4 protein-coding genes and 11 pseudogenes are annotated in these 13,103 nt (G+C 58.8%); 13 read left to right on the top strand and 2 right to left on the bottom strand.

Annotated elements, in window-relative coordinates; genetic code table 11:
* Window positions 1-127 precede the first annotated feature (127 nt).
* Window positions 128-1,692 (top strand): annotated as a pseudogene (locus tag CES87_RS17570) (methyl-accepting chemotaxis protein).
* Window positions 1,693-1,887: 195 nt separating this feature from the next.
* Here the strand turns inward: CES87_RS17570 and CES87_RS17565 are convergent.
* A pseudogene (locus CES87_RS17565) lies at window positions 1,888-2,564 on the bottom strand (alpha/beta family hydrolase).
* Window positions 2,565-2,656: 92 nt separating this feature from the next.
* Between CES87_RS17565 and ccoN (CES87_RS17560) the strand changes: the two are divergent.
* The 8 genes and pseudogenes from ccoN (CES87_RS17560) to ccoP (CES87_RS17525) all read left to right on the top strand — a co-directional run bounded on the left by ccoN (CES87_RS17560) (window position 2,657) and on the right by ccoP (CES87_RS17525) (window position 9,555).
* Window positions 2,657-4,079, top strand: a pseudogene (gene ccoN, locus CES87_RS17560) (cytochrome-c oxidase, cbb3-type subunit I).
* Between the two features lie 10 nt (window positions 4,080-4,089).
* Window positions 4,090-4,697: pseudogene (ccoO, locus tag CES87_RS17555) on the top strand (cytochrome-c oxidase, cbb3-type subunit II).
* 9 nt (window positions 4,698-4,706) lie between these two features.
* Window positions 4,707-4,909 (top strand): annotated as a pseudogene (locus tag CES87_RS17550) (cbb3-type cytochrome oxidase subunit 3).
* A pseudogene (gene ccoP / locus CES87_RS17545) lies at window positions 4,906-5,857 on the top strand (cytochrome-c oxidase, cbb3-type subunit III). Before CES87_RS17550 ends, ccoP (CES87_RS17545) begins: the two co-directional pseudogenes overlap by 4 nt.
* 480 nt (window positions 5,858-6,337) lie before the next feature.
* A pseudogene (ccoN, locus tag CES87_RS17540) lies at window positions 6,338-7,778 on the top strand (cytochrome-c oxidase, cbb3-type subunit I).
* A pseudogene (gene ccoO, locus CES87_RS17535) lies at window positions 7,778-8,385 on the top strand (cytochrome-c oxidase, cbb3-type subunit II). The pseudogenes ccoN (CES87_RS17540) and ccoO (CES87_RS17535) overlap by 1 nt, the downstream one beginning before the upstream one ends.
* Before the next feature lie 5 nt (window positions 8,386-8,390).
* Window positions 8,391-8,576, top strand: coding sequence for a CcoQ/FixQ family Cbb3-type cytochrome c oxidase assembly chaperone (locus tag CES87_RS17530; RefSeq protein ID WP_032831505.1), 186 nt, complete (start codon window positions 8,391-8,393; stop codon window positions 8,574-8,576).
* A pseudogene (gene ccoP, locus CES87_RS17525) lies at window positions 8,573-9,555 on the top strand (cytochrome-c oxidase, cbb3-type subunit III). The gene CES87_RS17530 and the pseudogene ccoP (CES87_RS17525) overlap by 4 nt, the downstream one beginning before the upstream one ends.
* A gap of 112 nt (window positions 9,556-9,667) precedes the next feature.
* Here the strand turns inward: ccoP (CES87_RS17525) and CES87_RS17520 are convergent.
* Window positions 9,668-9,931, bottom strand: coding sequence for a hypothetical protein (locus CES87_RS17520; RefSeq protein WP_128607118.1), 264 nt, complete (start codon window positions 9,929-9,931; stop codon window positions 9,668-9,670).
* 250 nt (window positions 9,932-10,181) lie between these two features.
* On the opposite strand from CES87_RS17520, the pseudogene CES87_RS17515 reads away from it, so the two are divergent.
* The 4 genes and pseudogenes from CES87_RS17515 to CES87_RS17500 all read left to right on the top strand — a co-directional run bounded on the left by CES87_RS17515 (window position 10,182) and on the right by CES87_RS17500 (window position 13,017).
* Window positions 10,182-10,435 (top strand): annotated as a pseudogene (locus CES87_RS17515) (type II toxin-antitoxin system Phd/YefM family antitoxin).
* Window positions 10,435-10,844: pseudogene (locus tag CES87_RS17510) on the top strand (type II toxin-antitoxin system VapC family toxin). The pseudogenes CES87_RS17515 and CES87_RS17510 overlap by 1 nt, the downstream one beginning before the upstream one ends.
* 206 nt (window positions 10,845-11,050) lie before the next feature.
* Window positions 11,051-12,466, top strand: a complete 1,416-nt coding sequence (ccoG, locus tag CES87_RS17505) for a cytochrome c oxidase accessory protein CcoG (protein WP_128607117.1) — start codon at window positions 11,051-11,053, stop codon at window positions 12,464-12,466.
* An 11-nt stretch (window positions 12,467-12,477) separates the two neighbouring features.
* Window positions 12,478-13,017, top strand: coding sequence for a FixH family protein (locus tag CES87_RS17500; protein WP_128607116.1), 540 nt, complete (start codon window positions 12,478-12,480; stop codon window positions 13,015-13,017).
* Window positions 13,018-13,103: the final 86 nt, after the last annotated feature.

The raw sequence follows: 13,103 nt of genomic DNA, 5'->3' as shown, positions 1-13,103 counted from the left end.
ACACAGACACCGCCTTCGGGCGGTGTTTTTCATTTTGCGACGCATCACTGATCATCGAAAAATAATCTCAACAAATCGCAACGGTTGCCGATACAGCATTTGGAATGCCTTGCGGATTGAAAAAGCCATGCGAAACAACCAGCCCATTACACAACGCGAACGGACCTTCCCGGCTCAGCAGCGGTTGATTTCCACTACCGATGCCAAGGGTATGATTACTTACTGCAACGACGACTTCGTCGAGATCAGCGGGTTTTCCCGGGAGGAACTGATCCGTGCGCCGCATAACCTGGTGCGTCACCCCGACGTTCCGGTCGCGGTGTTCGCGCACATGTGGGGCACACTGAAACAAGGCTGCCATGGATGGGTATTGTCAAGAATCGCTGCAAGAGCGGTGATCACTATTGGGTCAACGCCTATGTGACGCCGATCTTCGAAGGCAACCAGGTGATCGGTTACGAGTCGGTACGGGTCAAACCCACCGCCGAACAGATCCGCCGCGCTGAAGCGCTGTACCAACGCATCAACCAGGGCAAGTCGGCCGTTCCTGCAACCGATAAGTGGTTGCCGCTTCTTCAGGACTGGCTGCCGTTCATTCTGGTCAGTCAGCTGAGCTTCATGATCGGTGCCACGCTTAACTCCCACTGGGGATTTGCCCTGGCCGCCGGTCTTTCGGTGCCGCTGGGCCTGATGGGCCTGAGTTGGCAGCAACGTGGCATCAAGCGTTTGTTGCGTCTGGCCGAGCAGACCACGTCCGACCCATTGATCGCGCTGATGTACACCGACAGCCACGGCGCCCAGGCGCGCCTGGAGATGTCGATCCTCAGCCAGGAAGCACGCCTGAAAACCTGCCTGACCCGCTTGCAGGACACTGCCGAGCACCTCACCGAGCAGGCGAAACAGTCCGATGCCCTGGCGCACAACAGCTCCAGCGGCCTGGAACGCCAGCGCGTCGAAACCGAGCAAGTGGCCACCGCCGTCAATCAGATGGCTGCCACCACGCAGGAAGTCGCCAGTCATGTGCAGCGCACCGCCGATGCGACTCAGGAAGCCAATCGCCTGACCGGCCGTGGTCGTGACATTGCCGGGGAAACCCGCGAAGCCATTCAGCGCCTGTCGGTGGTGGTCGGGGAAACCGGTCTGACCGTGACCCAACTGGCCAAGGACAGCGATGAAATCGGCGGCGTGGTCGATGTGATCAAGGGCATTGCCGACCAGACCAACTTGCTGGCGTTGAACGCGGCCATTGAAGCGGCTCGTGCCGGTGAGATGGGTCGTGGCTTTGCAGTGGTGGCCGATGAAGTAAGGCAACTGGCGCAACGCACCAGTGAATCCACCGGGCAGATTCACGCCCTGATCGCCAAACTGCAGCAAACCGCCGGCACTGCGGTGCAAACCATGGAAGCCGGGCATCGCCAGGCTGAAGAAGGTGTGGCACGGGTACTGGAGGCGGATCAGGCATTGGTGGGGATCAGTGAAGCGGTGGCCAACATCACCGACATGACCACCCAGATCGCTGCTGCTACCGAAGAGCAAAGCGCCGTGGCCGAAGAAATCAGCCGTAACATCAGCAACATCTCGCACCTGGCTGACCAGACTTCGGAGCAGGCGCAAAACTCGGCACTGTTGAGCGAAGAACTGACCAAGACCGCCAATACCCAGTATTCGTTGGTGGAGCGGTTTAACCGCTGATTGGTGCTGGAAACAAAAAACCCGGACGGTGAGAACCTCCGGGTTTTTTATTGCCAGTCTGGAAGTGATGTTGCCTTTTCGGGCCTCATCGCGGGCAAGCCTCGCTCCTACAGGTTGTCGGTGTTTATATGAGCGGCGCATGACCTGTAGGAGCGAGGCTTGCCCGCGATGAGGCCATGACCGGCACTGCACAACCTATTGAAGAAACGCAGCAACCTTCCCCGCTGCAGCCGCCAAATGCTGCTCATGGCTAAACCCCGATGCCTTCAACGGCTTCAAATCATGATCCCCCGCCACCAGCCAGAACACCTCGATATTCGGTGAAAGGTCGTAGCCCTCGACCGCCTCACGATTACCCAACGCATCCCGCTCGCCCTGCACGATCAACGTCCGTGTCTTCAGCCCGGCCAAATGCTCGACCCGCGGTTTTCCGGCTTGCCCACGGCATAAAACGGATAGCCCAGGCACACCAGCGCATCCGCGCCCAATTCGTCAGCAAGCAAACTGGCCATCCGCCCGCCCATGGACTTGCCGCCGATGGCCAGTGGCCCAGCGACATGACGTCGCACTTGGGCATACACCTCACGCCAGCATTCCAGCAGTTTCGGCGCTGGATTGGGTGGTCGCTTGCCGCCATCGACACGCCGTTGCGCCATGTACGCAAACTCGAAGCGCAACACGTTGACGCCCAGTTCCGCGAGGCGTGCGGTCATGTCGTTCATCCAGTCGCTGTCCATCGGCGCACCGGCGCCATGGGCGAGGATCAGCGTTGCCGACGCCGGCGCGACGGCGGCATTCCACAACCATCCATGATCCTGCACGCACTGCGCCCATTGATCCCCGTCAATACCGGCCTTGTGCTGTTTGTCCATGCTTGCCTCGCTTTTAGTCTGCCTATAACTCCAGGCGAAGGACGCTGCCAAGCGCTGCGCGCCCACTTCGGCTGAACCGTGGATGGGGAACCATGAACACTTCTATCAGTACCGCCTACAACTATAAGGTGGTCCGCCAATTCGCCATTATGACGGTGGTGTGGGGCATCGTCGGCATGGGGCTCGGGGTTTTTCTCGCGGCCCAGTTGGTCTGGCCCGAACTCAACTTCAATTTGCCGTGGACCAGTTTCGGGCGTTTGCGCCCGCTGCACACCAACGCGGTGATCTTCGCCTTTGGCGGCTGCGCCTTGTTCGCCAGTTCGTTCTACTCGGTGCAACGCACCTGCCAGACGCAATTGTTTGCGCCGAAAATTGCCGCGTTCTGCTTCTGGGCTGGCAGCTTGTGATCCTGCTGGCGGCCATCAGCCTGCCGCTGGGTTACACCAGCTCCAAGGAATACGCCGAGCTGGAGTGGCCGATCGACATCCTGATCACCATCGTCTGGGTTGCCTACGCCATCGTATTCTTCGGCACGGTGATGAAGCGCAACACCAAGCATATCTATGTGGGCAACTGGTTCTTCGGTGCATTCATCATCACCGTCGCCATCCTGCACATCGTCAACAACCTTGAGTTGCCGGTGAGTTTCACCAAGTCCTACTCGCTGTATGGCGGTGCGACCGATGCCATGGTGCAGTGGTGGTACGGGCACAACGCCGTGGGCTTTTTCCTGACTGCCGGTTTCCTCGGCATGATGTATTACTTCGTGCCCAAGCAAGCCGAACGCCCGGTGTATTCCTATCGCCTGTCGATCGTGCACTTCTGGGCGCTGATCACTTTGTACATCTGGGCCGGTCCACACCACCTGCACTACACCGCTCTGCCGGACTGGGCGCAGTCGCTGGGCATGGTGATGTCGCTGATCCTGCTGGCGCCAAGCTGGGGCGGGATGATCAACGGCATGATGACCCTGTCGGGCGCCTGGCATAAGTTGCGCAGCGACCCGATTCTGCGCTTCCTCGTGGTTTCCCTGGCCTTCTACGGCATGTCGACCTTCGAAGGGCCGATGATGGCGATCAAGACCGTCAACGCCCTCTCCCACTACACCGACTGGACCATCGGCCACGTACACGCCGGCGCGCTCGGCTGGGTGGCGATGATTTCCATCGGCGCGCTGTACCACATGATCCCGAAAGTCTTCGGGCGCGAGCAGATGCACAGCATCGGCCTGATCAACGCGCACTTCTGGCTCGCCACCATCGGCACCGTGCTCTACATCGCGTCAATGTGGGTCAACGGTATCGCTCAAGGGCTGATGTGGCGCGCGGTCAACGAGGACGGCACGCTGACCTACTCCTTCGTCGAAACCCTGGTGGCCAGCCACCCAGGCTTCGTCGTGCGGCTGGTGGGCGGGCGGTCTTCCTCAGCGGCATGTTCCTGATGGCTTACAACACCTGGCGCACCGTGCGGGCCTCGCAGCCTGCCGAAGTCGCCGCTGCCGCGCAGATGGCCTGAGGAGTCCGCCATGAAACACGAAACAATCGAGAAAAACGTCGGCCTGCTATTGATCCTGATGGTGCTCGCCGTGAGCATCGGCGGCCTGACCCAGATCGTCCCGCTGTTTTTCAGGACGTGACCAATAAACCGGTGGAAGGCATGAAGCCGTACACCGCGCTGCAGCTCGAAGGTCGCGACATTTACATCCGTGAAGGCTGTGTCGGTTGCCACTCGCAGATGATCCGCCCGTTTCGCGCCGAGACCGAACGCTACGGTCACTACTCGGTGGCCGGTGAAAGCGTCTGGGATCACCCGTTCCTGTGGGGTTCGAAACGTACCGGCCCGGACCTGGCCCGGGTCGGCGCACGTTACTCGGACGACTGGCACCGCGCGCATTTGTACAACCCCCGCAACGTGGTGCCGGAATCGAAAATGCCTGCCTACCCGTGGCTGGTGGCCAATCAACTCGACAGCAGTCACACCGAAACCAAGCTGCGCGCCATGCGCACCCTGGGCGTGCCCTACACCGACGACGACATCGCGGGCAGCGTCGAGTCGCTCAAGGGCAAGTCCGAAATGGACGCACTGGTCGCCTACCTGCAAGTGCTCGGCACTGCCATCAAGAGCAAGAGGTGAGCCATGGCCATGTTCTTTGAAATAAGCACTGGAATGATCCGCGGCCTGGGCACGGTCGTGGTATTCGTCGCCTTCGTCGGCCTGACCTTGTGGGTGTTCAACAGCAAGCGCAGCCCGCAATTCGCCGAAGCACGCCTGCTGCCGTTCGCCGACGAGCCGCAACCCGATAACCCCCTCAAGAATCCGCAGTAACAAGGAGTACCCGGCCATGACCACCTTCTGGAGTACGTGGATTTGCGTACTGACCATCGGCAGCCTGATCGGCCTGACCTGGCTGCTGATCGGCACCCGCCGGGGCGAAACCAAGGGCAGCGTCGACCAGACCATGGGCCACAGCTTCGACGGCATCGAGGAGTACGATAATCCGCTGCCACAATGGTGGTTCATGCTGTTCGCCGGCACCTTGGTGTTCGCCGTTGGCTACCTGATTCTCTATCCCGGTCTGGGCAACTGGAAAGGCATCCTGCCGGGCTACGACAACGGCTGGACTGGCGTACATGAATGGGAAAAGGAGATGGACAAGGCCGACGCGAAGTTCGGGCCGATCTTCGCCAAATTGCCGCCATGCCGCTGGAAGAAGTGGCCAAGGATCCACAGGCGCTGAAAATGGGCGGCCGCCTGTTCGCCTCCAATTGCTCGGTGTGCCACGGCTCGGATGCCAAGGGTGCTTTCGGCTTCCCGAATCTGGCGGACAGCGACTGGCGCTGGGGCGGCAACGCGCAAACCATCAAGACCACCATCATGGGTGGACGCATGGCGATGATGCCAGCCTGGGGTGAGGTCCTCGGCGAGGCCGGCGTGAAAAACGTGGCAGCTTTTGTGCGCCACGAACTGGCCGGCCTGCCATTGCCGCAAGGCAGTGGTGCCGACCTGCAAGCCGGACAGCAGGTGTTCAGCACCACCTGCGTAGCCTGTCATGGGGCAAACGGCCAGGGCACTGAAGCCATGGGTGCGCCAAACCTGACGCACCCGGCCGGTTTTATCTATGGAACAGGCCTGACGCAGCTTGAGCAAACGATTCGTCATGGTCGCCAGGGCCATATGCCGGCACAGAGCGAACTGCTCGGCAACGATAGGGTTCAATTGCTCGCCGCCTATGTGTACAGCCTGTCGCAGGACTGAATACAGAGCGTTTGCAGGCTGAAGGCAAAAACGACTAATTCTCGACCGCTCTGCTGCCGCATTCTCCCGGATGCGGCAGTTCCCTTCCCCTTTGCGACCCATTGTCGCACCCTTCGTTAGTCCGCCTTTCGAATCCCCGGATTCGGGTCTAAGCTTCTCCCGATGCGGACTGGCCAGTGCCGGTTCCAGGTCGACCCTGAACGATGTGTTCGATGAATCTGCCCGATAACAGGCCGCAAAGGCTGGTAGATACCGGCTGTCGCGCCAATTGCCTTCGGTCACCCAATCGTTGCGTTTGAACACACCCCGTTACATCCGACCTGACCCCTCGCCTGATCGGTCTTGCGGGACGTTTTGTCCGTGGGCAATTTTGTCCCTACGCGGCGCATGGAAAGGCCGCAGAATCAGCATTTGAACGCATTGACCCAGGTCATGGCGCGTTGCAATGACCCTACTCTTTCTACATACTTGCGGCCGATTTTAATCCTAATAAAACACCCAAACCGTGGAACCTTAGAATGAGCACAGCAATCAGTCCGACTGCTTATAACTATAAGGTAGTCCGCCAGTTCGCCATCATGACGGTGGTCTGGGGGATCCTTGGCATGGGGCTTGGTGTCTTCATCGCCTCACAGCTCGTATGGCCGGAATTGAACTTCGGTCTGCCGTGGACGACTTTTGGACGCCTACGCCCGTTGCACACCAACCTGGTGATTTCGCCTTCGGTGGTTGTGCACTGTTTGCCACTTCTTATTACGTCGTGCAGCGAACCTGCCAAACGCGACTGATTTCCGATAGCCTCGCGGCCTTCACCTTCTGGGTTGGCAAGCGGTGATCGTCGGCGCCATCGTTACCTTGCCGCTGGGTTACACCACCACCAAGGAATACGCTGAGCTGGAATGGCCCCTGGCTATTCTGCTGGCCATCGTCTGGGTCACCTACGGTCTGGTGTTCTTCGGCACCATCACCAAGCGCAAGACCAAGCACATCTATGTGGGCAACTGGTTCTACGGTGCGTTCATCGTCGTGACTGCGATGCTGCACATCGTCAACCACGCGTCCCTGCCGGTCAGCTTCTTCAAGTCCTACTCGGCCTATGCCGGTGCGACCGACGCGATGATCCAGTGGTGGTACGGCCACAACGCCGTAGGCTTCTTCCTGACCACCGGTTTCCTGGGGATGATGTATTACTTCGTGCCTAAACAGGCCGAGCGTCCGATCTATTCCTATCGCCTGTCGATCGTGCACTTCTGGGCGCTGATTACCCTGTACATCTGGGCCGGTCCGCACCACCTGCACTACACCGCTCTGCCCGATTGGGCGCAATCGCTGGGTATGGCCATGTCGATCATCCTGCTGGCTCCGAGCTGGGGCGGCATGATCAACGGCATGATGACCCTGTCGGGCGCCTGGCATAAGCTGCGCACCGACCCGATCCTGCGCTTCCTGGTCGTCTCCCTGGCGTTCTACGGCATGTCGACCTTCGAAGGTCCGATGATGGCGATCAAGACCGTGAACTCGCTGTCGCATTACACCGACTGGACCATCGGCCACGTACACGCCGGTGCCTTGGGCTGGGTAGCAATGATCTCGATCGGCGCGATCTACCACATGATCCCGAAATTGTTCGGTCGTGCGCAGATGCACAGCATCGGCCTGATCAACACGCACTTCTGGCTCGCGACCATCGGTACCGTTCTGTACATCGCTTCGATGTGGGTAAACGGCATCACCCAGGGCCTGATGTGGCGTGCAATCAACGATGACGGCACCCTCACCTACTCGTTCGTTGAAGCGCTGCAAGCCAGCCACCCTGGCTTTATCGTCCGTGCCCTGGGCGGTGCGTTCTTCGCCACCGGCATGCTGTTCATGGCCTACAACGTATGGCGAACCGTACGTGCCTCGAACCCGGCCGAAGCTCAAGCCGCCGAACAGATTGTTGTAGTTGGAGCTCACTGATGAAGCATGAAGCAGTCGAGAAGAACATTGGCCTGCTGGCCTTCTTCATGGTTATCGCCGTCAGCGTCGGCGGCCTGACCCAGATCGTTCCGCTGTTTTCCAGGACGTCACCAACAAGCCGGTCGAAGGTATGAAGCCTCGCCCCGCCCTTGAACTGGAAGGCCGCGACATCTACATCAAAAACGGTTGTGTCGGCTGCCACTCGCAGATGATCCGCCCGTTCCGTGCTGAAACCGAACGCTACGGCCATTACTCGGTCGCCGGTGAAAGCGTCTGGGACCACCCGTTCCTGTGGGGTTCCAAGCGTACCGGTCCGGACCTGGCCCGTGTCGGCGGTCGTTACTCCGATGACTGGCAGCGCGCGCACTTGTACAACCCGCGCAACGTGGTGCCTGAGTCGAAAATGCCGGCCTACCCGTTCCTCGTGGAAAACAAGCTCGACGGCAAAGACACCGCCAAGAAAATGGAAGTCTTGCGCGCGCTCGGCGTTCCTTACACCGACGAAGACATCGCCGGTGCCAAGGATGCCGTGAAGGGCAAAACCGAAATGGACGCGCTGGTGGCCTATCTGCAAGGCCTGGGCACCATCATCAAAAGCAAACGGTGATCTAAATGGATATCGGGATGATTCGTGGCCTGGGCACCGTCGTTGTGATGGTGGCCTTCGTTGGTCTGGCCTTGTGGGTATTCAGCCCCAAGCGCAAGTCGGAGTTTGAAGACGCGACCTTGCTGCCTTTCGCGGATGATCCCGAAGCCATCAAGCACGTCGAGCAAGCTTCTAGGAGTAACAAAGAATGACTACATTCTGGAGTCTGTACGTCACAGTCCTCAGTCTCGGTACGATCTTTTCCCTGACCTGGCTGCTGCTGTCGACCCGCAAGGGCCAGCGCAGCGAGGCCACCGAAGAGACGGTTGGGCACTCCTTCGACGGGATCGAGGAGTACGATAACCCGCTGCCGAAATGGTGGTTCATGCTGTTTGTGGGCACCATCATTTCGCCCTGGGTTACCTGGTGCTGTACCCGGGTCTGGGCAACTGGAAAGGCCTGCTGCCGGGTTACAACTACCTGGATAACGAGAAGCAGACCGCGTTCGCCAACGGCCAGACCGGCTGGACCGGCGTTCACGAGTGGGAAAAGGAAATGGCCAGGTCGGACGCCAAGTTCGGCCCGATCTTCGCCAAGTTCGCTTCCATGCCGATAGAAGAAGTGGCCAAGGATCCGCAAGCCTTGAAGATGGGTGGCCGTCTGTTCGCCTCCAACTGCTCGGTCTGCCACGGCTCCGACGCCAAAGGCGCTTATGGCTTCCCTAACCTGACCGACGCCGACTGGCGCTGGGGTGGCGAACCGGAAACCATCAAGACCACCATCATGGGCGGCCGTCATGCGGTAATGCCTGCGTGGGCTGAAGTGATCGGCGAACAAGGCGTTGCGGACGTTGCTGCGTTCGTCGTGACCAACCTCGATGGCCGCAAGCTGCCGGAAGGCACCAAGGCTGACCCGGTTGCCGGGCAGAAACTGTTCGCTGCCAACTGCGTGGCCTGCCACGGTCCGGAAGGCAAAGGCACTCCGGCCATGGGCGCGCCTAACCTGACCCACCCGGCAGCGTTTATCTACGGTTCAAGCTTCGCTCAACTGCAGCAGACCATACGTTACGGCCGTCAGGGCCAGATGCCTGCGCAAGAGCAATTGCAGGGCAACGACAAGGTTCACCTGCTGGCCGCTTACGTTTACAGCCTGTCTCATGGCGAGAAGGCTGTGGCGGAAAACGCCCAGTAAGGCACACGCTTGAAGCAACAAGAAAAGGCCCCGCCAATGTGAATTGGTGGGGCCTTTTCATTTAAACCTGCAAGGTGATTCCCGCGTCAGTCATGCGCAGCCATGGACTGCCTCAGACAATATTGCCACCCCCCAAACTATCCAGAGAACCAAGGCTCTTGGTCTTTCGGGCTTTTTTCGGCCTGTCATTCCGGCTGTTTGCCTCACTTGTGAGACTCATGGCTTGGGGTAATGCGCCCCCTGATTCAAGCGCGGCAAGAGCCGCTTCCAGATAAGCCGTTAGCGCGGGAGCTCCCATGGCTCCCGAACTGAGGATTGCCCTCAATGCTTCGATTTCCCGACTGACATCCGACTCTTGTTCAATAGCGTCATTCATAAACTTTCATCCTTGAAAAAAATCCGCCGCAGAAACAAAAATCAATTTTGCGGCGCTCGTTTAATGCCATAGGCGGCGCAAACAACAATACAGCCGTAGCAGTTCGTCCATCAGTCTGCCTTTGTCACAAGGCATGTAGGGCAGATCCTTAAACGATGACCGGCGGTCGAGCATTCGCCTTACGAGATTGCGAGACTTACAAGTAGGTAGTAACGTTTCTACATTAAGACGCTCAGGAGGGTCAGGCATGATGGCCATCACCACCATTTCCAGCCGTGAATTCAACCAGGACACAAGCGGTGCCAAAAAAGCCACGCGTCAGGGACCGGTTTTCATCACCGACCGAGGCAAACCGGCCCATGTACTGCTAAGCATTGAGGACTACCAAAAATTGACCGGCATTAACGCTGACATCGTCGAACTTTGGTAATGCCAGAAGCGGCAGACATCGAGTTCGAAACCGAGCGCGCCGTGATCACTCATCGCCCCGTGGATTTGTCCTGATGTTCCTACTCGACACCAATGTGATTTCCGAACTGCGCAAACCCCAGGCTGATGCGAATGTCGTCGCCTGGGCTAAAAGCATCATCGCCCTCGCATGTTTATTTCCGCCATTACCTTGAAGGAACTGGAGACAGGGGTTCTACGCATGGAGCGGCGCGATCCCGCTCAAGGAAAGGTATTGCGCACTTGGCTCAAGCGCCACGTCCTACCGGCTTTCGATGCCAGAATCCTGCCGATCGACGCCGCCGTGGCCCTTCGGTGTGCCAGCTTGCATGTTCCGGATCGCGTCAATGAAGCAGATGCATTGATTGCAGCAACTGCGCTGGTTCATGGCCTTACTGTCGTCACTCGTAACGTCAGCGATTTCCAATCGAGCGGCGTTCAGTTAATCAACCCATGGACTGAATGAGAGCTGACACCCGTAAAACCGACCATAATTCACAAGTCAATTGATACAGGTCATTACACGCTCAGTTGATTTCCACCAACGTGACCAAAGGTCGCACCCGCAGGCTAGAGCGACAGGCGTATCATTGAGCCACTGCAACACCCCTTTTTGACCCCGGTCGGCACGTACTGACCGAGGCATTTTTCCACTGCCGTGGGATGCAACTGATGAGCAACCAGATTCCGGTACACGACGTTACCCCCCCTGCCAAAAACGCGAACAACAGCGTCGACCTCTACGCCTCTCGAGAAAAGATCTACACCCGTGCTTTCACCGGCCTGTTCCGCAACCTGCGAATGGCCGGCGGTGCTGTGTTGTTTCTGCTGTATTTCGGTACGGTGTGGCTGAACTGGGGTGGTCATCAAGCCGTTTGGTGGAATTTGCCGGAGCGTAAATTCTTCATCTTCGGTGCGACCTTCTGGCCTCAGGACTTCATCTTGCTGTCGGGCATGTTGATCATCGCCGCTTTCGGTCTGTTCTTCATCACGGTGTACGCAGGCCGGGTCTGGTGCGGCTATACCTGTCCGCAGAGCGTGTGGACGTGGATTTTCATGTGGTGCGAAAAGGTCACCGAAGGTGACCGTAACCAGCGCATCAAGCTCGACAAGGCGCCGATGAGTGCCAACAAATTCCTGCGCAAATTCAGCAAACACGCGATGTGGCTGCTGATTGGCTTCGTGACCGGCATGACCTTCGTCGGTTACTTCTCACCGATACGCGAATTGACCATCGAGTTCTTCACCGGTGAGGCCGAGGGCTGGTCTTACTTTTGGGTCGGCTTCTTTACCCTCGCCACCTACGGCAACGCCGGCTGGCTACGCGAGCAGGTGTGTATTTACATGTGCCCGTACGCGCGCTTCCAGAGCGTGATGTTCGACAAGGACACCCTGATCGTGTCCTACGACCCGCGTCGTGGCGAGTCTCGCGGCCCGCGCAAAAAAGGCATCGACTACAAAGCCCAGGGCCTGGGTGACTGCATTGACTGCACCATGTGCGTGCAGGTTTGCCCGACCGGCATCGACATCCGCGACGGCCTGCAAGTCGAGTGCATCGGCTGCGCTGCCTGCGTCGATGCCTGCGACGCCATCATGGACAAGATGGAGTACCCGCGCGGCCTGATCAGCTACACCACCGAGCACAACCTGTCCGGGCAGAAAACCCATAAACTGCGTCCACGCCTGATCGGCTACGCCGTGGTGTTGCTGGCGATGATCAGTTTGCTGGTGACCGCGTTCTTCATGCGTTCGCTGGTGGGTTTCGACGTCAGCAAGGACCGCGTGCTGTACCGCGAAAATGCCGAGGGCCGGATCGAAAACGTCTACAGCCTGAAGATTATGAACAAGGATCAGCGCGACCATACCTATGTACTTGAAGCGACCGGCCTACCGGACCTCAAGCTGCAAGGCAGACGCGAAATCAAGGTCGCGGCCGGCGATATCGTCAGTCAGCCAGCCGAATTGTCCGTGGCCCCGGAACACCTGCCATCGAGCACCAACGAGGTGAAATTCATCCTCAAGGATGCCGATGACACCAGCATCCATGTTGAAGCCAAGAGCCGATTCATCGGCCCACAAAATCGTTGAGAGAAGTGATCATGCCCGCAGCAAACGCCGCAAGTCCCTGGTACAAGCACCTTTGGCCATGGATCATCATCGGGATTCTGACCTGCTCGGTGACCCTGACGCTGTCCATGGTGACCATCGCGGTGAACAACCCCGACAACCTGGTCAACGATAACTACTACGAGGCCGGCAAAGGCATCAACCGCTCCCTGGACCGTGAACTGCTGGCGCAGACCTTGCTGATGCGCGCCAGTGTCCATCTGGATGACGTGACCGGCGAAGTCGATCTGCGCCTGAGCGGCAACAGCCAGCCAAAAACCCTTGAGCTGAACCTGATCTCGCCGACCCAACCGGAAAAAGATCGCAAGATCGTTTTGACCCGCAGCGAAACCGAACAGGGCCGCTACATCGGCCAGTTGAGCGACAAGATCGAAGGCCGCCGTTTCGTTGAACTGCTCGGCACTCAAGACGACCACATCTGGCGCATGTTCGAGGAAGAATCGGTCGATCATGACAAGGACCTGTTGCTCGGAGACGAACCGCTGCAGGGCGCCGAAGACCTGGAAAAATAGCACCACCTGATCGTTCCCACGCTCTGCGTGGGAACGCAGCCATGGACGCTCTGCGTCCCCGCCGAAGCGGACGCGGAGCGTCCGGG

The sequence above is a fragment of the Pseudomonas sp. ERMR1:02 genome (assembly GCF_002277815.1).
Lineage (GTDB): Bacteria > Pseudomonadota > Gammaproteobacteria > Pseudomonadales > Pseudomonadaceae > Aquipseudomonas.
This window is presented reverse-complemented; position numbering and strand designations above follow the sequence as displayed.